Origin of the sequence: Methylocaldum sp., from assembly GCF_039794385.1 — a bacterium.
Lineage (GTDB): Bacteria > Pseudomonadota > Gammaproteobacteria > Methylococcales > Methylococcaceae > Methylocaldum.
Genome location: NZ_JBDIVO010000002.1, coordinates 1 through 23,480 on the forward strand (window position 1 = coordinate 1; position 23,480 = coordinate 23,480).

Annotated in this window: 23 protein-coding genes; 8 read left to right on the plus strand and 15 right to left on the minus strand. The window is 55.6% G+C overall.

Annotated elements, in window-relative coordinates:
* Positions 1-268: 268 nt before the first annotated feature.
* The 6 genes from ABJK70_RS00010 to ABJK70_RS00035 all read left to right on the plus strand — a co-directional run bounded on the left by ABJK70_RS00010 (position 269) and on the right by ABJK70_RS00035 (position 9,148).
* Complete coding sequence (locus tag ABJK70_RS00010) at positions 269-2,341, plus strand: VTT domain-containing protein (RefSeq protein WP_168175467.1); 2,073 nt, start codon at positions 269-271, stop codon at positions 2,339-2,341.
* 10 nt (positions 2,342-2,351) lie between these two features.
* On the plus strand, positions 2,352-3,056 hold the full coding sequence (locus ABJK70_RS00015; RefSeq protein ID WP_077731229.1) for an endonuclease/exonuclease/phosphatase family protein: 705 nt from the start codon (positions 2,352-2,354) through the stop codon (positions 3,054-3,056).
* A 173-nt stretch (positions 3,057-3,229) separates the two neighbouring features.
* Complete coding sequence (locus ABJK70_RS00020) at positions 3,230-3,415, plus strand: hypothetical protein (RefSeq protein ID WP_077731230.1); 186 nt, start codon at positions 3,230-3,232, stop codon at positions 3,413-3,415.
* A gap of 430 nt (positions 3,416-3,845) precedes the next feature.
* Complete coding sequence (locus tag ABJK70_RS00025; protein WP_240502571.1) at positions 3,846-5,567, plus strand: ABC transporter ATP-binding protein; 1,722 nt, start codon at positions 3,846-3,848, stop codon at positions 5,565-5,567.
* A 518-nt stretch (positions 5,568-6,085) separates the two neighbouring features.
* Entirely contained in the window at positions 6,086-6,553 is a 468-nt protein-coding gene (locus tag ABJK70_RS00030) for an FKBP-type peptidyl-prolyl cis-trans isomerase (RefSeq protein WP_077731232.1), read from the plus strand.
* Positions 6,554-6,604: 51 nt separating this feature from the next.
* On the plus strand, positions 6,605-9,148 hold the full coding sequence (locus tag ABJK70_RS00035; protein WP_077731233.1) for an ATP-binding protein: 2,544 nt from the start codon (positions 6,605-6,607) through the stop codon (positions 9,146-9,148).
* 75 nt (positions 9,149-9,223) lie between these two features.
* On the opposite strand, the gene ABJK70_RS00040 is transcribed toward ABJK70_RS00035, so the two are convergent.
* The gene (locus tag ABJK70_RS00040; protein WP_077731234.1) at positions 9,224-10,186 is read right to left on the minus strand and encodes a carotenoid biosynthesis protein; all 963 of its coding nucleotides are present in this window, start codon (positions 10,184-10,186) and stop codon (positions 9,224-9,226) included.
* A gap of 178 nt (positions 10,187-10,364) precedes the next feature.
* On the opposite strand from ABJK70_RS00040, the gene ABJK70_RS00045 reads away from it, so the two are divergent.
* Positions 10,365-10,676, plus strand: a complete 312-nt coding sequence (locus tag ABJK70_RS00045) for a pyrimidine/purine nucleoside phosphorylase (protein WP_086134468.1) — start codon at positions 10,365-10,367, stop codon at positions 10,674-10,676.
* A 12-nt stretch (positions 10,677-10,688) separates the two neighbouring features.
* Here ABJK70_RS00045 and ABJK70_RS00050 read toward each other — a convergent pair whose 3' ends face one another.
* From ABJK70_RS00050 to ABJK70_RS00070, 5 genes are all read right to left on the minus strand, one after another.
* Positions 10,689-11,402 (minus strand): tetratricopeptide repeat protein, encoded by a 714-nt coding sequence (locus ABJK70_RS00050; protein ID WP_086134467.1) that lies wholly within the window; start codon positions 11,400-11,402, stop codon positions 10,689-10,691.
* 61 nt (positions 11,403-11,463) lie between these two features.
* Positions 11,464-12,441, minus strand: coding sequence for an NAD(P)H-quinone oxidoreductase (locus ABJK70_RS00055; RefSeq protein ID WP_347257230.1), 978 nt, complete (start codon positions 12,439-12,441; stop codon positions 11,464-11,466).
* Between the two features lie 36 nt (positions 12,442-12,477).
* Positions 12,478-12,969: a protein disulfide oxidoreductase gene (locus ABJK70_RS00060; RefSeq protein ID WP_347257221.1), complete on the minus strand. Its 492-nt coding sequence runs from the start codon at positions 12,967-12,969 to the stop codon at positions 12,478-12,480.
* A gap of 4 nt (positions 12,970-12,973) precedes the next feature.
* The gene (locus ABJK70_RS00065) at positions 12,974-13,687 is read right to left on the minus strand and encodes a SprT family zinc-dependent metalloprotease (RefSeq protein ID WP_077731239.1); all 714 of its coding nucleotides are present in this window, start codon (positions 13,685-13,687) and stop codon (positions 12,974-12,976) included.
* Positions 13,688-13,690: 3 nt separating this feature from the next.
* Positions 13,691-14,188 carry a GreA/GreB family elongation factor gene (locus ABJK70_RS00070; RefSeq protein ID WP_077731240.1) on the minus strand — a complete coding sequence of 166 codons (498 nt, stop codon included), beginning with the start codon at positions 14,186-14,188 and terminating at the stop codon, positions 13,691-13,693.
* A gap of 223 nt (positions 14,189-14,411) precedes the next feature.
* Here ABJK70_RS00070 and ABJK70_RS00075 point away from each other — a divergent pair, with 223 nt between their 5' ends.
* Positions 14,412-16,223: a bifunctional diguanylate cyclase/phosphodiesterase gene (locus ABJK70_RS00075; RefSeq protein WP_077731241.1), complete on the plus strand. Its 1,812-nt coding sequence runs from the start codon at positions 14,412-14,414 to the stop codon at positions 16,221-16,223.
* On the opposite strand, the gene lpxB is transcribed toward ABJK70_RS00075, so the two are convergent.
* The 9 genes from lpxB to rpsP form a co-directional block, all read right to left on the minus strand.
* A complete protein-coding gene (gene lpxB / locus ABJK70_RS00080; protein ID WP_156880763.1) occupies positions 16,199-17,404 on the minus strand; it encodes a lipid-A-disaccharide synthase in 1,206 nt (401 codons plus the stop codon). The genes ABJK70_RS00075 and lpxB overlap by 25 nt on opposite strands.
* A complete protein-coding gene (locus ABJK70_RS00085; protein WP_347257222.1) occupies positions 17,397-18,494 on the minus strand; it encodes a DegT/DnrJ/EryC1/StrS family aminotransferase in 1,098 nt (365 codons plus the stop codon). The genes lpxB and ABJK70_RS00085 overlap by 8 nt, the downstream gene beginning before the upstream one ends.
* Positions 18,495-18,600: 106 nt before the next feature.
* On the minus strand, positions 18,601-19,536 hold the full coding sequence (locus ABJK70_RS00090; protein ID WP_077731244.1) for a Gfo/Idh/MocA family oxidoreductase: 936 nt from the start codon (positions 19,534-19,536) through the stop codon (positions 18,601-18,603).
* A gap of 51 nt (positions 19,537-19,587) precedes the next feature.
* Positions 19,588-20,376, minus strand: a complete 789-nt coding sequence (gene lpxA, locus ABJK70_RS00095; protein WP_347257223.1) for an acyl-ACP--UDP-N-acetylglucosamine O-acyltransferase — start codon at positions 20,374-20,376, stop codon at positions 19,588-19,590.
* Positions 20,377-20,403: 27 nt separating this feature from the next.
* A complete protein-coding gene (gene xerD, locus ABJK70_RS00100) occupies positions 20,404-21,333 on the minus strand; it encodes a site-specific tyrosine recombinase XerD (RefSeq protein ID WP_077731245.1) in 930 nt (309 codons plus the stop codon).
* A 127-nt stretch (positions 21,334-21,460) separates the two neighbouring features.
* Positions 21,461-21,811: a 50S ribosomal protein L19 gene (gene rplS, locus ABJK70_RS00105; RefSeq protein WP_077731246.1), complete on the minus strand. Its 351-nt coding sequence runs from the start codon at positions 21,809-21,811 to the stop codon at positions 21,461-21,463.
* Positions 21,812-21,822: 11 nt separating this feature from the next.
* Complete coding sequence (gene trmD / locus ABJK70_RS00110) at positions 21,823-22,572, minus strand: tRNA (guanosine(37)-N1)-methyltransferase TrmD (protein ID WP_086134462.1); 750 nt, start codon at positions 22,570-22,572, stop codon at positions 21,823-21,825.
* Between the two features lie 12 nt (positions 22,573-22,584).
* Positions 22,585-23,085, minus strand: a complete 501-nt coding sequence (rimM, locus tag ABJK70_RS00115) for a ribosome maturation factor RimM (protein WP_240507009.1) — start codon at positions 23,083-23,085, stop codon at positions 22,585-22,587.
* 26 nt (positions 23,086-23,111) lie between these two features.
* Complete coding sequence (gene rpsP / locus ABJK70_RS00120) at positions 23,112-23,375, minus strand: 30S ribosomal protein S16 (protein ID WP_077731249.1); 264 nt, start codon at positions 23,373-23,375, stop codon at positions 23,112-23,114.
* Between the last annotated feature and the right edge of the window lie 105 nt (positions 23,376-23,480).

The window sequence follows — 23,480 nt, forward strand, 5'->3', positions numbered from 1 at the left end:
CACAGCATCGTCTCGACGCCCTCGCGACGAGAGGGTGTGAGAAATGCGGGCTAGAGCTTGTCAAACACTCTAAAAAGAGATCCGACCGTTGTTTCCGCGATCTCGATCATACAAGCCGGCAGACTTGCTCCGGCAATTTTCAATGCCTTTAGATCACCACCAAGGGACAAGAATGAGGAATTTCGATGCCCAACGAGAAGGCGAGAACCGCATACTGCAACCTGGACGCAACTGTTGGCGAATTGCCCGCGCCCGTCGAGCTTCATTTTTGATCGACAGCTCGGCGTATTTTCCGGCCTTGCGAGCGGCAGCGACTCGTGCTCAGCGATCTATTTTCATCATCGGCTGGGATATCGATAGCCGAACCAAGTTAGCCCAAGATGGCGTCAGCGATGGATTTCCGATCCAGCTCGGCGACTTTCTGAAAGCGCTTATCGAAGACCGCCGCGGATTGGATGTCTATATTTTGAATTGGGACTTCGCAATGCTTTATGCACCCGGCCGCGAAGTCCTGCCGATTTACACGCTTGGCTGGCAAAGACATCGGCACCTTCACTTTTATCTGGATGGCCGGCATCCGGTCGGTGCCTCGCACCACCAGAAAATCGTCGTGATCGATGACGCCGTGGCCTTTGTCGGTGGCATGGATCTCGCCCAGGAACGTTGGGATACGCCGGACCATGAACCCAACGCCCCCTACCGTCGAAGATCCAACGGCCAAGCCTACGCCCCGGTCCACGATGTGCAGATGATGGTGGACGGAGAAGCAGCTGCGGCGCTCGGCATGTTAGCCCGTGAGCGCTGGCGCAATGCGACAGGCAACCAACTCCGTGCCGACAGCGATGCCGGAACCGATCCCTGGCCCCCGTCGATCGTCCCGGACATCAGCGATGTCGATGTCGCAATCGTCCGAACGGTCCCACGGTTCAACGGCGGTGTCGAAATTCTCGAACTCCGGGAGCTGTACGTCGATGCAATCCGGTCAGCGAAGAACACGATTTATATCGAGAACCAGTATCTGACGGCTTCTTCGGTCGGCGCTCTACTCGAATTGAGACTTCGTGAGCCGAATCCGCCGGAGATCGTCGTCGTATCGCGACTGACCGGCGGCGGTTGGCTCGAGCAAACCACAATGGAAGTCTTGCGGGCTCGATTGCTTCGCCGCCTTCGCGCAGCCGACCGACATGGCAAGTTCCGGATCTATTATCCCGACTGCGATGGGCTGAACGATCAGTGCATCAACGTACATTCCAAACTGATGGTAGTGGACGACCGCCTTGCGCTCGTCGGCTCGGCGAATCTTAACAATCGCTCGATGGGGCTGGACACGGAATGCAATCTTGCCATCGAAGCGACCGAGCCAAATACGGCAAAAGCGATTACAGGTTTAAGAAATCGCTTGCTGGCCGAGCATTTGGGCGTCGGAACGGATCGAATGGAACTGGCTATCAGACAGGCGGGCTCGCTGATTGTCGCCATAGAAAGCTTACGGGGAAACCCGCACACGCTTCGGCACCTTGAAGGCGAAGTATCGCCCGAGGCCGATGCCCTTCTACCCCAGGCCAGCGTAGTCGATCCGGAAGCGCCCATCGATCCCGATCGATTGATCGACGAACTCATCCCCGTGGAACACCGGCCTTCCGCCCGCAAACGGATTACCGCCACCCTCAGCCTGCTCGCAGCTATCGGGGCGCTTGCGGCCGCGTGGCGCTGGGGGCCACTGCACGAATGGCTCGACAAGGAGACGCTGATCAATGTCGGACGCACACTGCAACGGACTCCGGCAACGCCGGTATGGGTCATCGGCGCCTATATACTTGCCGCTATAACAGCGATACCGATCACATTGGTGATCTTCACGACGGCAGTTGTGTTCGGTCCTATCACGGGTTTTGTTTATGCGATTCTCGGGTCACTGGTAGGTGCCTCTCTCACCTTTGCGCTCGGCCACGTTTTCGGTCGAGATATCGTGCGGCGCCTGGGCGGCGCCCGACTCAATACGCTCAGCCGCTGGCTGCGTCATCGTGGCTTGCTGGCCATGCTTACGGTCCGGTTGATACCCGTCGCGCCGTTCACCGTGGTCAATTTAGTTGCGGGAGCCTCCCATATCCGTTTCCGCGACTTTCTATTGGGAACGATCTTTGGGATGGTCCCCGGCGCCATGGCCATCACGGTTTTTTCGGATCGCTTGGCTGCTGCGGTCCATCACCCGAGTCCGATCAATATCGCCTTGCTCGTCGCCGCCGCCGCCATTATCGGGGCTGCCGCATTCGCTACGCACCGATGGCTGCGTCGGCGCGAAGCGGAAAACACGGCATGCGCCGGCGGCTCGATCGGGTAACGGGTCCGGCATGTCGTTAGTCGTTGCAACTTACAATGTTCACGACTGCATCGGACGAGACGGACGTTACGATCCGGAGAGAGTCCTGACCATCATTCGGGAACTCGATGCCGACCTCATCGCGCTCCAGGAACTGCAATGGGAGCCTGAAGTCGCTCTCGACCTGCTTCAGCATTTCGCCTCCCGTCTGCACTACCGGGCCGTTCCGGGCCCGACGCTGCTCCGCCGCAACGGGCACTACGGCAACGCCATCCTTACCCGGCTGCCGGTTCGTAACATTAGGCGTGTCGATCTCAGCATACCGCACCGGGAACCCCGTGCAGCGATCGATTTGTCGGTCGACAGTCCTTGCGGGCCTCTTCGCGCGATCGGGACTCATTTGGGATTGTTTCCCGGCGAGCGGCGGAAACAAATGACCCGGCTTCTGAGCATACTGGCCGATGCCCCGCCGCCCGCGCTTCTCTTCGGCGATCTGAATGAGTGGTTTCTATGGGGAAGGCCTTTTCGCTGGCTGCGCAACCATTTCGGACACATACCCGATATCGCCACTTACCCGTCCATATTTCCTCTGTTCCCTCTCGACCGAATTTGGGTCAAACCCCGCGAGCTTCTTGCGGACATTGCGGCATACTCAACGCCTCTGGCGCGCGAAACCTCCGATCATCTGCCCTTGCGGGCAGTACTGAAACCGGCGGATTCGAGCTCGAATCCGTAAGGTTTTTTTACGTTCACTGTCTCAGGAATGACTCATAGTTACTTATCTATAACTCGATATTCATAAGGAATTCTGATTTACCTGCGACTTGAATTTTTTTATAAATTGACTACCGAGGCTTTGCCGAGGTGCAGGACTTAATTCGCAAACTCACTCAAAATAAGGAAAGTACCATGAGAATCAAAGGAGACTATTTGAGGAAGAGTCTGCCAGCGCTTTTAGACAAATGGGCAGACGATGTTGATAGGCTGGATATCCGGATTCAACCCGATGACGAAATGGATGCAGACAACGAAGACCGCTATGAACGCCCCCATTCGATCGGCTTCGAGTCTGGCTTCCACGCGCAAGCCCGTTAGCGAATGCTTACGGATTGACGCGACCCCACTCGTCCGAGCATTTCGGCTATCCCTATAATCCCGAGGACCAGAGGCTCCGCCTCGCTTCGTTGCCCGATCCGTTCGGGCAACGAAGCTAACCACAGACGCGGGCGTAGTCCGCCCGCCGCTCATGTCGTCAACAACGCCTGTCTTGCGACTTTCGCGACAGAGTTGTCCTCTTGCCCCAAAAGCAGTAATCGACGAGATTTTCCGGGCTCGTGCGGATAGATAGCGCCTGAGTCGCCCTGAAACTGACCGCCGCCACCGTTTCCCCAAACACACTGCCTTCATCATGAACGATTCGACAAGGTTCGCTTTTAAACGCGCAACTGACGCCCCCGCTCTGCCGAATACCAGCGTTCGCTTCATTATTCACTGTATGGCAGGGTTTCGTGGATGGTTTCTGCTGATGCTGATTCTGGAAACGGGACAGGCCATGAGCAACATCCTCGTACCCTACGCCATCGGGCAAATCATCGATGGCGTGACCGAGGCAAGCGGTGATTCGATTCCCTTGACGGAGCGCTTGAAAACGCCCTTGATGCTTTTCGCCGCATTGAATATCGCCGAAATCCTGTTCAGCCGGGCCAGCGGCGCCTGTCTGATCATGGTGGGACCGCGCTTGCGCAAAAGGACAACGCAAATACTGTACGCCTACCTGCAGCACCATTCCGTCCGGTATTTCAGCGGGCATTTTGCCGGCGCACTCGCGCACCGGATCACCGAAACCGCCATGAGCGTCAATCATACCGCTTGGGCGATTCTCTTCGATTTCTGGCCGGTCGGAGTCGTATTCGCCGTGTCCGTCGCGTTGCTGCTGAGAACTCACGATAATCTCGGATGGTTCGTAGCGGCCTGGGTGCTGGTCTACGTAGGCGTATCGTTCTGGCTGGCCAAACGCTGCCGTCCTTACGCTCAGGCTTATGCCGAAACCCGCAGCCAAGTGAACGGCAAAATCGTCGACTCCGTGACTAATATCCTGAATGTCAAATTGTTCGCCCGACTGCGTCACGAGCGGGATTATCTCGACCGTTATCTCGAAACGGAGGTCAAAGCCGGGCGCCGGACTTTCTGGTACATGGAGCGGGTGCGCTGGTTTCAGTTCATATCCGCGGCTGCCTTGAAGGTAGGCACGATATACTTCGCCTTGAGGCTCTGGGACCAAGGTCTGATCGGGGTCGGCGACTTCGCGATGAGCGCCGGACTGGCGCTTCTGATCATCGGTGATGCCCGCAATCTCAGCCGCCGCTTTCTGGAGTTCTTCGAATATGTGGGCAATGTCGGCAACGGCGTCACCACCATCGTCAGACCCCATGACATCGTTGATACGCCAAAGGCACAACCATTGCGAATAACGCGCGGACGGATCGAATTCCGCGATGTCCGGTTCGGCTATGTGCCGGGACAGTGGGTATTCGACGGGTTGAGCGTCGTCATCGAGCCCGGTCAGCGGGTCGGCCTGGTCGGATTCTCGGGCTCCGGAAAATCCAGCTTCGTCGGGCTGATCCTCCGCTACTACGAACCTCAAGGCGGTCAGATCCTGATCGACGGCACCGACATCGCTCACGTAACCCAGGACTCGCTTCACGAGCAAGTCAGTCTGATTCCCCAAGATCCCAGCCTATTCCATCGTTCGCTGCGGGAAAATATACGTTACGGACGGCCGGACGCCGAAGATGCCGAAATCGCCGCCGCAGCGCGAATGGCGCGCGCCGACGAGTTCATCGACGGCATGAAAGACGGCTACGACTCCCTGGTGGGCGAACGCGGCGTCAAGTTGTCCGGCGGCCAGCGGCAACGTATCGCAATTGCCCGGGTCATGGTCAAAGACGCGCCGATTTTGATACTCGACGAGGCTACGTCCAGTCTCGATTCGATAACGGAAAAGGCGATTCAGGACAATCTCGATCGGCTAATGGGCCAAAAAACGGTCATCGTCGTCGCCCACCGCTTATCCACGATCGCGCATCTCGACCGTATCCTGGTCTTCGACCGAGGCCGCATCGTCGAGGACGGGAATCACCGGGAATTGCTTGCAGCAAAAGGCTTTTACCACAAATTGTGGACCATGCAGGCAGGGGGTTTTCTTCCCGATACGAGCACAGATCTCTCGCGTTATGCAGCGCAGTAGCGAGACTGTTTACTTGACGCCACTCTTGCAGAAGCAGGCCCAGCCGAGTAAAAACGTGGTTCGCTCGATGATTCGAGCTGCTATTCGGACTCGGCTTTTTTTCTTGTCCGACAATATGCCGCGCATTGGAGCCCGTGCGACAGTGCGCCTCGAAGAACCTACTTGCGGCCCGATTGCTGTGTTGCGCGTGCTCGGACAGTCCTGCGGCACAGGGACGTACGCCGCACAGGACTGCGGAATCCTCATGTACTCCATGTACACTCCGGTTCCTGTGTCGCGGCTCCCATCCGTGGGAGCCGCCCTTAACGGGGCCTGCCATCGGCAGTCCAAATTGGCAATGTCCTTCCGTGGACTTTGCCCTTCGGACGAACGCGGTTCGTCTCATTCCGCTCCCTGCGGAATGGTCGCTTTCGGCGGATTTGTCCGGACGTCTTGGACTCGGGCCGCAAGTAGTTTTTTCGAGGCGCCCAACACGGCATCCGGTTCGCACATCAAACCTAAAATGGAGTGTAAACACTATGAAGAAACTCGGATCTTTTGCCCGAGCAGTTGCTCTTGTCATATTCGGGCTGTCCGGCTGCACCCCTTCGCCGTCTGCCGATGCAGAAAAACACAAGCGGGAAAGCTTGAAATTTTTGGTCGACAACGAGAAAAAGCCCGGCATCTTGAGTACCGCGAGCGGGTTGCAGTACCAGATCCTTAGCGAGGGCAACGGCCTTTCACCGAAGGCCACCGACACCGTAACCGTTAACTATCGCGGCAGCCTGATCTCGGGCCAGGAATTCGACAGCGGCGAAAACGTGAGTTTTCCTTTGAACGGGGTTATTCGCGGCTGGACCGAAGGTTTGCAACTCATGAAGGAAGGCGCCAAATACCGCTTTTTCATCCCCCCTGAACTGGCCTACGGCGAACGTGGCGCAGGCCGCGTGATTCCGCCAAACGCGGCTCTGATCTTCGATGTGGAACTGGTAAAGGTTAATCCTTAATCGGATCTGACTGCGCAACCGGATGCGGTTTTCACTTCAAGTGAGCCTACCATGTTCGAAAATCTCTTCGATTCTCAGACGATCAAAGATTTCATACCTCACGGGACGTGCCTTCTTTGGCGCTCCGATTTGCTGCTTCTTCATGTCCTATCGGATTCGCTGATTACGGCGGCTTATTATTCCATCCCCGCGGCACTGATTTTCTTCGTCCTCAAGCGGCGGGACCTTGAGTTCCGCTCGATCTTTGTCCTGTTCGGCATCTTCATCATGGCGTGCGGGACAACGCATCTAATGGAAATCTGGACGATTTGGCATCCCAATTACGTGCTGGAAGGATTCGTCAAACTGTTTACCGGCCTAGTCTCGATCGCGACCTCGGTCCTGCTTTGGCCGCTGATTCCCCACGCCCTCAAACTCCCGAGTCCTGCCAAGCTCGAAGAGACAAACCGCCAGTTGCAGCATGAGATCGAAGAGCGCAAAGGGAAGGAGCAGGAAATCAGACAACTAAACGCCAATCTCGAAAAAATGGTGGAGCAACGCACCGCGCAACTGGTCGAAGCAAACGCCCAACTCGAGGACGAAATCTTGGAGCGCCTCCGCATCGAGGAATCGTTACGCGAATCGGAAAGCCGCTATCGCACGTTATTCGAGCAAATGCCCGATGCGCTGGTGCTGATGGATATCGAAAGCGGCAAATTGATCGACTTCAATCCGAAGGCTCACCAAAATCTCGAATATAGGCGTGACGAATTCCGGAAACTGCGAATAAGCGATATCGATCGGCAGCAATCGGAAGAGGACATCAGGCGACATATCGAGAAAACTCGTGATACCGGGGAAGATGTATTCGAAACCGAGCATATTACAAAAAGCGGCATCGTACGGAATATCCGCGTCACCACCAAGGTCATTCAGCTCAATCAAAAAAAATTGATCCAAGCGGTATTCACAGATATCACCGACTACAAACAGCTTGAACTTGCTCTGCGCACCCAACAGCAGAAATTGGAGCAATCCCAGAATCGGCTCGAATATATCGTCAATACCAGCCCATCCGTAATTTACATACTCTCCCGAACGGGCAATCCGGAATGCCCCTTCAAGGTCGATTTCATGGGCGAAACCATAACCCTGGTGACCGGCTATGAACCGCACCAATGGTATTGCGACGAGACCTTCTGGATCGATCATGTTCATCCGGACGACCGTGCTGCCGCTCTGGAAAATCAAAGCCTCCTGATTAGTCAAGGCGAACTCACGCATCAATACCGGTTTCGACACAAGGACGGCTCGTACCGGTGGATTCACGACAAGCTTAGATCGCTTCGAGATTCCGAGGGAAACATGATCGAAGCGATCGGCGCCTGGGTCGATATTACGGAACGCAAGCAAGGCGAACTGGCCCTAAAGGAAGCAAAAGAGGCCGCCGAAGCCGCGAATCGCGCCAAAACCGAGTTTCTCGCCAACATCAGCCACGAGTTGAGAACTCCTTTGAACGGAATACTCGGGTTTACCCAGGTGCTTCAAAAACAGACCGATCTCACCTCAAAACACAAGGAATATCTGGGTTATATCGGCCGCTCCGGACATCATTTGCTGACATTGATCAACGATCTGCTCGATTTATCCAAAATCGAGGCGGGGCGACTGGAGGTGGAAAATTCCATTTTCCATTTCGTAGAGTTTCTCGACGGCATTGCCGAGATGTTCGAATTCCGAGCAATAAATAAGGGCGTTGGTTTTATCTATGAAAAGGCCGCGACTCTACCCGAATACGTTATCGGTGATGAAAAGCGCTTACGGCAGATACTCATCAATCTCCTCGGCAACGCCATAAAGTTCACCCATCAGGGGTATGCCGCTCTGAAAGTCTTCAGTCATGGAGAAACCGTCTATTTCCGGATTGAAGATACCGGCCAGGGTATCGCCGAAGAGGATATGGGACGAATTTTCCTGGCCTTCGAGCAAGTGGCCGATCACGACTCTACGGAAGGAACAGGCTTAGGGCTAGCTATCAGCAAGCGGTTGGTGGATGCCATGGGCGGACAAATCGACGTGCAAAGCACTCGCGGCCAAGGCAGTGTTTTTACGGTTTCGCTGGCGTTGCCGGCAGCATCGAATCCGTCGAAACCGAAAGCCGATGAGAATCAGGTCATTGGTTACACCGGAAAAGCGCGACGGATCATGATCGTCGACGATAATCCGGATAATCTGACGATGCTGTCGGCGCTTCTGGAATCACTGGATTTTGTCATAGAAACGGCCTCGAACGGCAGAGAATGCTTGGACAAGTTCGCGCTTTTCGAACCTGACCTGATCATGATCGATCTCTTGATGCCCGATATGGATGGGGCAGAAACGGTCAAACATTTACGGCAGACGGAATCCGGGCAAAACGTCAAAGTCATCGCAGTCACCGCGCATGCGTTCGATGACATCAGAGACATGTGCCTGGCATCGGGCTTCGATGACTTCATCACCAAGCCGGTAGATCTCGGGGATTTGCTGAACAGCCTGCAAAAATCCTTGGGCCTGACCTGGCGCTACGCCGACACCGGTTCACATGCAAAGCCGGCACGCGCCAAGGCCTCGTAACCCTGCCCGGATCTTATGTCAAGAATTATCTCCGGTCGGATGTGGGCCGCGCCGGTTTGTGCGACGCCGGAGCTGTCAAAAACCTTCATGGTCTTGCGACGCCGCAACGAGCGTTGCCGGCGGCGACGCCCCGCGTGGTTCGTCGTCGCTGCGGACAGCAGAACCCAACGGATAGGTACCGATTCGTTCCCGTATATCGTCGCCCTTTACACGGTTGGAAGGCTTGGTCAGCTGCGCCGCGGCGAGTACCAGGATCGGCGCGATGATGAAGCTGCCGGTCAGCGCCTGTAACTTCAATTGTTCTTGATCGGGAACCGCCTCTACCCCATAGGCGAGCCAGTAAGTCACTCCCAGTTGAAAAATCACGATGCCGCTCCAGAAACACGGAGCGAACAATCCCTTCAACGGCACATAGACCAGTCTAACCGGCTCTCCGCGCCTTTGCTCCCGGTCCAGCAACAGCCGATCGATGCGCTGATTCAGCAAAATCGTCACCGTCGCGACGATATACCAGCCGGCGTAATTTTCGAGGGTCACGCCGAAATGAACGCCAGGGTCAGGATAATGATAAATGTCCCCCAAGAACCAATATTTGCCGAGGTTGGCGATCGGGTCGACGATAAGGTCGACGACCAGCATAAGAAATGCACCGAGCAGCAACACCGACACCGAATTTCGGACCTCTACCGAGGTTACGCGCTGCACGTCGTACGCCTTGATCCATAGGGGAGACATAAAGAACTGCGCCAGCGAGAAACTGACATAGCTGAGAAATGAAAACGACAGGCTGTCGAAGAACGGAACGCCAAAAACGACCAAATCGTTGCTCAGCGCCTCGTAATGGTAGACATACTTCCCGAACGGAATTCCATGGTTGATGCTCCCCCATTCGGCCAGCAGAGCCACCAAATAGCTGCTGATCACCCAGATCACCGTTCGCCGAGCGCCTTGCTCCAGCCAGGAAAGCAGCAGGAATGCGATCAGAAAAACCGTGATGTACGGACGATGGATCAAGGACCAGAGGAGTTGCTCGAACATTCGACAGGTGCGAGGTTTACGAAACCTTTCATATTAACCGGCAAGGACTTTGACGGCCAGGTGGCCTGAATGCTCATTCACCAACTCGATATCGATTACGCTCTCCGTGAAACCGCGAGATTCTTCAAGACGCCGAACCGTCACGTATAATGGCGGCCTTTGTTTTTAAGGAGCCACCATGTCGCAATTCGACAACGTCAGCGTCGTCAAGAAAGCCAATGTCTATTTCGACGGCAAATGCGTCAGCCATACCGTCCTTTTTCCGGACGGCAGCCGCAAGACTGTCGGCGTGATCTTCCCGTCCGCCCTGGCTTTCAGCACCGCCGCGCCGGAAACCATGGAAATCAATGCCGGCGCTTGCCGAGTGCGCTTAGCGGGCGAGACGGAATGGAAAACTTACGGGGCCGGCGATTCATTTGAAATTCCTGGCAACAGCCGATTCGATATCGAAGTGATTGACATGCTGGATTATGTTTGCCACTTCGCCTAAGACAAACAAAAACTAACGCGATTGGCTCTTATGGTTCATCTTGGTCTTTTGAGTCGCTTTCTTCGATGCTTTCTTAACGTGCGCGTTTTTTGCCTTTGGCTTCTCTAGCGAAAGCGCCTCAGCATTCTCCTTTTGCTTCTGCCACTCGGCGAGACGGTCCAAAGCCAGGGCCATTTCGCCGGGAGCCATTTCCTCGACCAGGCTGTCCTTGGCATCGGCCGCGTTCTGATTACCCTGTTCTGCCGCAAGCGTGTACCAGAAATACGCCTGAGCATTGTCCTTGTCGATGCCGTTGCCGGATGCATAAAGCGAACCCAGCACGGCTTGGGCGCTGGCATCGCCCTGCTCGGCCGCTTTGCTGAACCAACGCGCAGCTTCGCCCATGTCGATCGGAGCTCCCAGACCATAGAAGTAAAGAACGCCGAGCTTGCTTTCGGCCGTTGTATCGCCTTGCCTGGCCGCTTGCTCGTACCAGTGCCGCGCCTCGACATAGTCCAGCGGCACACCTAGCCCTTTCATGTAAAGATTGCCCAAATTGACTTGAGCTTCCGGCATGCCCTGCTCCGCCATAGGCTTGAATTCAGCGAAGGCCGCGGAATAGTCACGCCGTTCGATGGCCGCCATACCTTCCTCGAATCCGGCCCAAGCCGATGCCGGGGAGACCAGCCAGACGCTCGCCGCCAATAACGTCAGAACTGGAAATTTCTTGTAGCCAACTGAGATCACGATTTATTCCGGTTTCTTGAATTCAGCTAAAAAAGCGCGCAAGCCGCTAGCCTGTCCGCACTCAAGCGACCGACAAGACGATCTTGCCCATATGCCGGCTGCTTTCCATCAGTCGATGGGCTTCTGCTGCCTTGGCCAAGGTAAACGTGGCGTGCACCACCGGCTTGACCTGACCCGATTCGAGCAGCGGCCACACTTTCCGCCTCAGCGCATCGGCAATCGTGGCCTTCTCTTCCACGCTCCGCGGCCGCAAGGTTGAGCCGGTCAAGGTCAGACGGTTCAAAAAAATGGGAAGCAGGTTGATTTCCGCCTTGGGTCCGCCCTGAACCGCAATCACGACCAAGCGGCCATCTGCGGCGAGACAACTGAGATTCCGCTGGAGATAAGGGCCGCCGATCATATCGAGAATCAGGTTCACGCCCTTGCCCTCGGTCAGTGCCCTGATGCGGTCGACGAAGTCTTCCTCGCGATAGTTGATCGCGGTAGCCCCGAGCTGCTCGCAGAACCGGCATTTTTCCGCGCTTCCCGCGGTTACGAACACGCTGGCGCCGAATGCACGGGCCAATTGAATCGCCGTGGTGCCGATGCCGCTGCTGCCCCCGTGTACCAGCATGCTTTCTCCCGGTTTCAGCCCGCCCCGCTCGAATACATTGGTCCAGACCGTGAAAAACGTCTCAGGCATGGCGGCGGCATCGATCGGCCCAAATCCTTTCGGCATAGGTAAACAGAGTGCCGCGGCGGCCACGCAATATTCAGCATATCCCCCGCCGCTCACCAGGGCACAAACCGATTCGCCGATGGCGGGCTCACGCACGCTTTCGCCCAAAGCTACCACTTTGCCCGCGACTTCCAAGCCCGGTATATCGGACGCTTCCGGCGGAGGCGGGTAAAGCCCTTTGCGCTGCATGACATCCGGCCGGTTCACCCCGGCCGCAGCTACCTTGATCAGCACTTCGCCAGGCCCCGGCTGCGGCATCGGTCGCCGACACAACTGCAAAACCTCCGGACCGCCCGATTGGGCGATCTCGACGGCCGCCATCGTGCCGGGGAAAATACCAGTCAAATCAAAAAACTCCTATAGACCCGCCAGCCAAAGCCGAAACCGAAGCCCCAATTCGCTGGTGTAGCCGATGGTGGAAAAACGAATATGACCGTCAGGACCCAAAATAAACACGGCCGGCACACCCCGAATTCCGTAGTCTCTGCCGATAGCGCCATCCTGGTCGAGAACTACCGGAAACTCGAATCCTTCCCGCTTGACGTACTCACGGACCTCGGTTTCGTCCCCGGAAAGCAGCGCCACGCTGACCAGCGGCGTATCTCGTGCCAATGATCGAATGGAGCTCTGCATCGCCTTGCAGATCTGACACCAACTCGCCCAAAAGTAGATTACGGCCGGCCGTCCTTCCGGCTTGGGTACATCCAACGCCGTGCCGTCCAAAGCAGTTGCCCGTATCGGGGGCGGCATCCCGGACACCAAGCTGCGAGTGGCGATCAACTGCACACCGATGTACAGCACAACCGCGGTACTGCCGAATACCACTATTTGCTTCAGCTTGTTTGCCACGGCGCTACTCGAACCGTCTCAAAAGAGCAGCACCGTTCTGGCGCAGCCACTGGCGTTCGCCGGAATAGGCGGGCAGATGCCGGGCGACTAAGGCCCAGAAATCGGCCGAGTGATTCCGATGGCGGATGTGACATAGTTCATGCACAACCACGTATTCCAATACCGACGGCGGCGCAAAAGCCAGAAGCCAGTTCAGGTTGATGTCGTTCCTAGGGCCGCAACTCCCCCATCGGCTACTCATCCGCTTGACCCTGATTTGACGCGGATACAATCCGAAGCGAACAGCATGTCTTTGTATGATGAATCCGGCCTGATCTCGTATCCACAACTTCGTCCAGTTAAAAAGTGCATTCCTGGCGAGATGCGGCTGGTTCTCCGTACCCGCAGGTACGGAGACCAGGAAATGGCCATCATACTGGATATGCGTCCGCCGCCCGGTATGCTCGCGGATCACGAGCGGCACTTCACGACCTTGAAACGGAACGGTCGAACCGTTCTCCAAACGCTGCGCCGGCCCGGATTGAGCAGTCGTCGAACGCATCTCCGAAAGCTTGCGTTCGGCCCAGTCGCGATGCTTGTGCAAGAACGCCAGGGCTCGAGCTTCGCTGATCGTGGGCGGCACGACGAGCTCGATTCCTTCGGGTTTCGCGACCAAACGAAGATGCTTGGCCCGTCGGCTATGGCGAATGCTGTAAGGCAAAGGAAAGCCTGACGACACGGCCTAGCCTTTTCGAATCGCGACGACTTCCAATTCCTTATCCCCCACCGGTCTCTTCCACGTCACTACATCCCCCACTTGAGCCTCCAGTAAAGCCCGTGCCAAAGGCGACATCCAGCTGATCTTCTCATGAGTCGCATCCGCCTCGTCCTCGCCAACGATGGTAAAACGCAGCGTCTGGCCGTCGGAATCGAGAACCTCGACCGTTGAACCGAAGCGTACCTTGTCGTCGGACTGGGCTTCCGGCTGCACCACCACGGCGCTTTGAACACGCTCCTCGTAATAGTGCAAATCGCGCTCCACCTGCTTAAGCTGTTGCCGGGCGCCCAGATCGTCGTTCCCAATCAGGGCCTCTTTTTGCGCACTAAGCTCGCGAACCCGCCGTTGCAGCTGCGCCAATCCCTGCGGAGTAACATAATTGGTATACGAGCTCCGAGGCCGTTCGGGAAGATCGTCACCAAGCTGTTCGCCATCCGGTTCTTTGACAAAAGCGCGACTCATGATAACCACCTCAAAATCTTACCGAGAGAGGCATGGAAAAATCCCGTGCCCGGAAGTGCCGAGGCATTCGGCGTCATTGCCGAAGCCAATGCCAAGGCCAGTTGCAATTTATGTTTACACGTTCCTAAAACGTTTGCTGTCATATTTGTCGGTCAAAATGATACAAACTGCTATAGTTCATCATTAAACGACTGCCTCATTCACCGATCGCGACGAGTCCTAGGTGCAGAAGCAAGAAGTCCACGTCAAAAGCCTGCTGGATCGTATTCTCGCGCTGGAACAGCTAACCGTTTTGTTTCAGCCGATAGTCGTATTGGATAAACAAGCGATTTTTGGATATGAGGGCTTAATTCGAGGACCGTCCGAATCTTTGCTACATAGGCCCAACGTTCTGTTCGCCGCGGCGGCCAAGTATGGGCGCCTGGTGGAACTGGACTTTCTCTGCCGCAAGCTCATCATCCGCCAATTCGCCAAACTCGCTCTGTCGGGACATCTCTTCGTCAACATCAATCCCATTACCTTGACCGACGACGAATTCATTCACGGACGAACACTCATGTACCTACAGAATCACAAATTGGATCCGGATCGCGTCGTTGTCGAAATCACCGAAACGCAACCCATTCAAGACTGGACAGTTTTTCAGCATGCCCTCCAGCACTATCGCGGAATGGGTTTCAAAGTCGCCTTGGACGACCTCGGAGCCGGCCATTCCAGTCTTAAGCTCTGGTCAGAGCTGAACCCGGATTTCGTCAAGATCGATCGGCATTTCATCGAGGGCGTCGACGAAGACCAAACCAAGCGCCAATTCATCAAGTCCATCATAGAAATCGCCAAGTCTCTGGGTTGCCAGACTATAACCGAGGGTATCGAACATAAACACGAATATGCTGCCTTGCGCAACCTGGGCATCGACATGGCCCAGGGATTCTATTTTGCTCCACCGAAAAAGACTCCCGATATCGCGCTTAACCCGCAACTGTTCAGTGACCGACAAAAACGCAACGTTTATTCGGAAAAGCTGACGATCGCACACCTGTTGAAAGAAGTTCCGACCATATCGCCACAATCAACCATGGAAGAAGTCGGCGATCTCTTCCGAATCAGTGAAACGCTCCAATCGGTGGCCATTGTAGACAATGGCGAACCCTTGGGACTGATTTTGCGCAACGACCTGATGAATCTCTTGGCGAGCCGATACGGACGCGACTTGCATGGTCGAAAACCCATACAGGAATTCGCCTTCAGGCCAACGCTCAAGTTCGACCTCCACACATCCCTCGAGGACGTCAGTCGCTGCCTGACCAGCGCGGTCAATCACCAAACGGACGAATTCATTATTACGGAAAACGGACGTTTGATCGGCAAAGGCACTCTTCTGGATCTCCTGAGCACGATCACCGATTTGCAGATCACTAAAGCCCGCTACGCGAACCCGCTGACACTATTGCCCGGTAGTGTTTTGATTCAACAGAAACTGGATGAGTTCCTGCGTAATCGAGAGGATTTCGTCGTCGCATATTGCGATATCGATTACTTCAAAGCTTACAATGACGTTTATGGCTATTTACGCGGCGACGATCTCATCCAGCTTGTGGGCCGACTCATGACAGAAACGGCCGATACCGATTTGGACTTTGTAGGGCATATCGGCGGCGACGATTTTATCGTCCTGTTCCGGAGCGCCGACTGGAAAGAACGCTGTCGACACCTGTTACAAACCTTCGAGACGCTCGTACCGGAACATTACACCGCCAAAGACCGACAAATCGGCGGCATCGAAGCGTGCGACAGGTATGGAGAGAAACGATATTTTCCTTTCGTATCTCTTTCGATCGGCATTTTGCCGGTGGCCGCGAGTCAGAATGGCTTGACCAAGGAAGTTATCGCCGAACTGGCATCGATAGCCAAAAAGAAGGCTAAGGAATCTTGCGGCAACGCGATGTACATCGAAAATCTCGAGAGCGAAGAACGAATCAATCTGACTTCGACCCTGGAAGAAATCGCCATTCAAACCAAGTTGTTCATGCACTGACTGACTGATTGATCGGATGCCGCTTTCGGCTTCGATTCCAAGTTCAGCATTTCCGCTGCCAGCTGCGCGAGTTTGAGCGCGCCATTCTTGTCTCCCAAGTCGTCCCTGATTTGCCTGAGCGCCTGCCGCATCGCTTCTGCATAATCGTGATCCCGAAGAATTCGGGTGATCTCGCCGGCGATATTGCCCGACGTCGCATCGTGCTGAATAAACTCGCGGACCACATGACGACCCGCCAAAATGTTCGGCAATCCGATATAAGGGATGCGGACCAGCAGGCGCCCCAACCAATAACTGAGCGGAGTCAGCCGATAGACGATTGCCATCGGTATACCCAGCAATGCCACTTCAAGCGTCGCGGTGCCGGAAACGGTGATCACGGCATCGCAGCATTGCAGGGCATCGTAATCCTGCCCTTCGATCACGCGGACGGGTAGATCGCTAAGCGCAAGATGGCTGTGCAGCAACTCGTCCGATATCGAAGGGGCGCGAAAAAGAACGAATTGCGCTCCCGGAAACTCGTGCGCCAACCGTCCCGCGGCGTCGAGAATGACAGGCATAAGCCGGTTAATCTCGTTGACCCGGCTACCCGGCAACAGTCCGATAACCGGGCGTTTGCCCGCAAATCCGAATTTAGCCATAGCTTCGGATCGCTCCATGGAGGGCTTTACCTTTCCCGCCAAAGGATGGCCCACGTAGGTCACCGGTATTTTATAGGCCTCGTAGAACGGCACTTCGAACGGGAATATCACCGCCATGTGGTCCACGATCCGGCCGTAGCTCTTCACCCGCCCAGGGCGCCAAGCCCAAACCTGCGGACTCACATAGAACAGGACTTTGACGCCGCATTCCTTTGCCTTCCGCGCCAAACGAAAGTTGAACTCCTTGTAGTCGACACAGATCAGCAAATCCGGTTTCTCTTCGCAAGCTATCTGCTGCATCGAACGGAGCGCTCGCCGAATTTCACCGTAATGCTTGGCCACTTCGGCGAGCCCGATGACGGCGAGATGGGTGGAGTCGCAACGGAGTTCAATCCCCGCCTCGCGCATTCTGACGCCGCCCATGCCGATGCCGCGGAGGTTCGGGATGAGTTTTTTGAGCTCCCGAAATAGATGGGCGGCATGGAGGTCGCCGGACGCTTCTCCGGCGCTCAACATGACGAGAGGCGAGCGCTCAGTCATTCAAAGCCGCACGGATGACCGACTCGATGCGGCGGACATCGGCTTCCTGAAGTTCGGGGTAAATGGGCAAGGACAGGCAACGCGCCGCGACCGCTTCCGTGACCGGCAGAGTTAGCCCGGCACACTCTTCGGCAAATACCTTCTGCCGATGCAACGGCACCGGATAATAAACCGCGCAGGCGATGCCGGACTTCTGGAGTGCCTGCATGACGGCGTCGCGCCGGTCGGTCAGCAGTGTGTACTGATGGTAAACGTGTACGCCTATGCCGTCCTCATAAGGCGTGGTTACCGGCAGATCCGCCATCAGGTCCGAATACAGATGGGCAACACGGCGGCGATTGTGGTTGAAATCGTCGATACGTCGCAGCTTGATGCGCAGGATTGCCGCCTGCAATTCGTCGAGCCGGCTGTTGTAACCGATCACGTCGTGGTAGTACCGCACCTCGGACCCGTGGTTACGCAACACCTTGACCTTGTCGGCGATATCATCCTCATTCGTGGTGACCAAACCGCCATCGCCATAGCAGCCGAGATTCTTGCTCGGAAAAAAGCTGAATCCGGCGCTCACGCCGAAGCTGCCGGTCTGCTGCCCGCCGATGGATGCGCCGAACGACTGGGCGCAGTCTTCCACCATCCTGAGCCCGTGCTTTTCGCAGATCGCGGAAATCCGCTGCATGTCCGCCGGCTGGCCAAACAAGTGTACCGGCATGACGGCCGCAGTCTTTTCGGTGATCGCCGCCTCGATGGCATCAGGATCGATATTGAAGGTCTTGGGATCGATGTCCACGAAAACAGGCTTGGCGCCAACGTAGCGAATGGCTTCCGCCGTCGCGATAAAGGTAAACGGTGTCGTAATGACCTCGTCCCCTTCGCCGATACCGGCTGCCAAAAGGGCCAAATGCAGGGCGTCGGTTCCCGAAGCGACACCGATCGCGTGCTTGACCCCCAGATAAGCCGCCGTTTCCTCTTCAAAGGCCTTGACGTTCGGCCCCAGAACAAAGGCGCAGCTATCCAAGACCTGCCTCAAGCTTTGATCGATTTCGTCCTTGATTTGCAGATATTGGGCTTTTAGGTCGACCATGGGGATCATGAGATCTATCTCTCCTGTAGGCGTTGTCATGACAAGCGTTGCGTAGCGACATTAAGCCCCCGCGACCGCAGCGCCAGGGGCAGGAAAACCATTCAGGCGTGAATGGTCAGGCGTTGAGTAGCCGGGTGATTTCGGTAGCCGTTGCCAGAGCGCGCCGTCCGGCATGCCCGGACACTAAAGGCTCGCGTCCGTTCCGGATGCAAGCGACGAAATGCTTGATCTCCTCCATCAGAGCATCTCCGTTGTCGAACACGGACTCTTCACTGACGATTTCCGGTATGCCGGGAAACATCTCGCCCTCACCTTTACGATGGCGCGTCAGCGCGCGATTTTGGAAATCAACGGAAATATAAGCATTGGGCATGAACATACGCATCTTGCGTTCGACTTTCTGGCTGACGCGGCTGGCCGTGACGTTGGCCACGCTGCCATTCTTGAACGCAATGCGCGCGTTGGCGATATCGACGTCACCGGTCAATACCGGCACGCCTTTGGCGTCGATGCGGTCGACTTCACAATCGACCAAATCCAGGATGATATCGATATCGTGGATCATAAGATCAAGCACTACGCTGACGTCGTTGGCGCGTGGTTTGAACGGCGCCAAACGGTGCGATTCGATAAAAATCGGCTTGTCCTCGGTCAGATCGAGAGCCAATAGAGCGGCGTTGAAGCGTTCCAGATGCCCCACCATGAGCACGCGGCACTTTTCTTCGGCGATGCGGATAAGCTCATCGGCCTCCTCTACCGTCACCGTGATCGGCTTTTCCACCAGCACATGCGCTCCCACCGCCAAGAAATCCTTGGCCACTTGGTGATGCAAGCTGGTCGGTACCACGATGCTCACGGCATCGACTCGGCCGAGCAGTTCCCGGTAGTCAGTCAGCGCCTGGCTACCGGTCTTATCCGCTACGGCTTGGGCTGTCCGCAGATCCGTATCGACTACGGCGACCAATTCGCAATCAGGAAGTGCAGCATATTTTTCCGCGTGGAACTTCCCCAAGTAACCGACTCCGATCACGGCACATTTCAGTGAACTCATGGCGCTTTTTAAACTGAGAAAGAAAGTGGATGCGTCGATGTATCGACCGATTCAATCTTCACCACGGGCATGTATATCGATAAACCCCAAAGTCCCGTGGCGCTTCGATTCTTCCCCCAGCCAGCGACGGAGATAGGCCAGTTCCGGCGTATCCGGCAAGTCGTCCAGGCTTTTTTTGTTCCGCAAACGCCGGTAGGCGGTCGATACGGCCCTCAGACGGTCTCCGTCGATCCCCGCGCGCCGCATACCTACCAGGTTCAGCCGATAATGCTTACCCGGTCTTCCACCTACCATCGTAAAGGGAATAACGTCTTTATTGATACCCGCAAGTCCCTGCAAGATCGCGAAGCTACCGATGCGGCAGAACTGGTGAACCATGACCCCGCCCCCGAAAAAAACCCGGTCCCCTACCTGAACATGGCCGCCGAGTGTGGCACCGCTGGCGAAAATATTGTTGTCGCCCAACCGGCAGTCGTGTGCCACGTGACTATTGTTCATCAGATAGTTATTCGCGCCGATCCGCGTAGCGTCGCCCTTTCGGGTGGCTCTACTCACGGTCACGCCTTCGCGAAAAACATTGGCGTCGCCAATCTCCACATAGGTTTCCGTTAGAGGATCGAACCCCAGATCCTGGGGCAATCCGCCGATGACCGCCTGTGGACAGACGTGGTTGTTCCTTCCCATGCGAACGTACGAATGAATGACGGCATGGGCCTCGATGCGACAACCTTCCCCGATTTCGGTGCGGCTCTCAATCACGGCGTAAGGACCCACCGAAACGCCTATCCCTAGTTTGGCATCCGGAGCGATGCAGGCGGTAGGATGTATATTCGCAATCATAAATCCTCGGCTAAGCTCAGAACGGTTTCAACCGCGCGGATGACAGCGGGCGTGAAGGTCTTTTAAGCGCTCCTGGGCGACGTGGGTATAAATTTGTGTGCTCGACAAATCACTGTGCCCTAATAAGAGTTGAACCACCCGAAGATCAGCGCCATGATTCAGCAAATGCGTAGCGAAAGCGTGTCTCAAAGTATGGGGCGAAAGCGGCTTATGAATGCCGGCCAGCAAAGCATAGCGCTTAATGAGGTGCCAAAAGGCCTGGCGCGTCATTGCGGCTCCGCGATCCGTGACGAACACATCGTCGCTGCGTCTCCCCCTCAGGATCATCGGCCGTGCCGACTTCAGGTAACGGTTCACCCAATCTTCCGCCTCTTCGCCGATGGGTACCAAGCGATCCTTGCGTCCCTTACCCACTACGCGAACGACACCTTGGCGGAGATTCAATTGCCCGAGCGTAAGCCCGACCAATTCGCTTACACGAAGTCCGGTGGCATAAAGGACTTCCAGCATAACCCGATCCCGGCAGCCTAAAGGCTCATCGGTGTTCGGAGCCTCCAGCAAGGCTTCCACATCCTTCTCCGTGAGCGTTTTCGGTAGCGGGCGCCCGATGCGAGGCGCCTCTATGGACACGGTCGGATCTCTATCTACGCAGCCTTCGCGAGTGGCGAATAAGTAAAACTTCCGCAGGCTCGAAAGGAGTCGGGCGCTGGTCCGCTCACTCGCCTTCTGACGATATTTCAGCGCCAAGTAGCCTTCTATCTCGCCCGCCTCTACCTGGCAAAGCGATTTTTTGTGCGTATTGCTCAACCAAACGGCAAACAGGCTGACGTCACTTCCGTACGCTTTTTGAGTGTTCTCGCTTAATCCTTCTTCGACCCAGAGGGCGTTCATGAAACGCCGGATCAGATCACCATCCGAATCGGCAATGCGAGGTTCAATCGAGCCAACAGCCTTCATGCCTTATGAACGATGGCGTTTTCACAAAACGCGCCTGATTTATCTCGGTCCCCATACGACAAACGGGCAGCGCTCGCTGCCCGTCCTCGATTCCCGCATCAATCGCCGCGGCGATTTCTCGTTCCGATCAAATTTTTTCTTTGATACGGGCGGCCTTGCCAGTGCGGCTGCGGAGATAATAAAGTTTCGCGCGACGAACGTCGCCGCGGCGCTTAACCTGAATATCCTGGACCTGAGGACTATAGGTTTGGAAAACCCTTTCCACGCCCTCGCCATGAGAAATTTTACGCACCGTGAAAGCGGAATTGTATCCCCTGTTCCGCTTGGCGATGACCACGCCTTCATAGGCCTGCAGGCGCTCGCGATTTCCCTCTTTCACCTTCACCTGTACGACCACGGTGTCGCCTGGACCAAAGTCCGGGACCGTTTTCTGGCTCATCCATTCGCGCTCAAGTTGCTGAATAATGTGACTGGACATTGCGATTCCCCTTAATTCGTTCCGGCTTTCAATTCGTGTTTAAACTCTTCCAGCAAATTCCGCTGCTCCGCATCGAGCTCAAGCTTAGCTAATAAATCTGGTCTTCTTAACCAAGTTCGGCCCAGGGACTGTTTCAAGCGCCAGCGTCTGATCGCAGCATGGTCTCCACTCTGCAAAATCTCAGGAACTCGCCGGCCATCGAGCATTTCAGGCCGAGTGTAATGGGGGCAATCCAACAACCCCGCCATGTGCGAGTCCTGAACAGCCGAATCTGCATGCCCTAAAACACCAGGCAGCAATCTAACCACCGCATCGAACATCACCAGCACCGCCAACTCGCCACCGCTCAAGACATAGTCACCTATCGACCACTCTTCGTCGATTTCGGCTTCGATCAGGCGCTCGTCGACTCCCTCGTAGCGTCCGGCAACCAGAACAAGTCTCGGCTGCCGAGAAAGACGAACGACAACATCTTGAGTCAACAAACCGCCTTGCGGGCTCAAATAAATCGTCTTTGCGGCTAGATTCGAGTCAGCTCGTGCCGCACGGATTGCACTGCGCAACGGCTCGACTTTCATAACCATGCCCGGCCCACCGCCGTAGGGACGATCATCTACCGTTCTATGCCGATCCGAGGTCCAGTCCCGCGGATTCCAGAGCTTGAGATCGACAATCCCTCTTTCGATTGCCCGCCCGGTTACACCGCACCTGGCGGCACTTTCGACCATTTCGGGGAACAGGGTAACGACATCGAAACGCATTGAGCTACGGCTCTAAAAATCCGGATCCCAATCTACGATTAGAACACCCTCATTCAAGTCGACACTCTTAACGAATTCGCCGACCACAAAAGGGATCAAGCGCTCTCGCTCGCCGTGAACCGTCATAACATCGTTCGCACCGGTTTCCATCATGCCGGTCACGGCACCCAGACTAATGCCGGATGTCGTACGGACCTCAAGCCCGATCAAATCCGCCCAATAATATTCGCCTGGCTTCGTTGGCTGAAACTGTTCTCTGTTAACGAAGATATTCAGCGTAGATAACTGCAACGCTTGGTCACGGTTATCCACACCCTCCAGATGCGCTACGACCGTGTTCCCATGCCGGCGCCCGCCGACGATCTTAAATTCCTTTTGAGCTTTCTCATCGCCGATCAGCCACGGCGAATAACTCAAGATATTGTCTGGCGGATCGGTATGTGAGCGAACTCTTACCCACCCTCGGACGCCAAACGCACCCAACACTTCACCGGCGACAATCTGCCGCGCCACTGTAAACCTGTGTCGCGGGAATAAATTTAAGCCGCAGCCGAGTCTGCGCCTTTCCGAAATTCCTTAATCAAGGAGTGAACCCGTTCGGTCGTCTTGGCGCCTTGACTCAGCCAATACTGAACACGCGCATCATTTAAACGCAGTCTTTCGTCTTTCCCGGAAGCGATCGGGTTAAAAAACCCAACTCGCTCAATGTAACGACCATCTCGTTTACATCTGCTGTCGGCAACAACGACATGATAGAAAGGGCGCTTTTTTGCGCCACCACGGGCAAGACGAATCGTGACCATTAAATTTCCTCTTAAGGATGCAAGAACAACCCGAAAAAACCAGATATTTTACCGAAAAACCTGTTTATGTGAAGACTTGGCCGCCAAAATCATGCCAAACCAAGA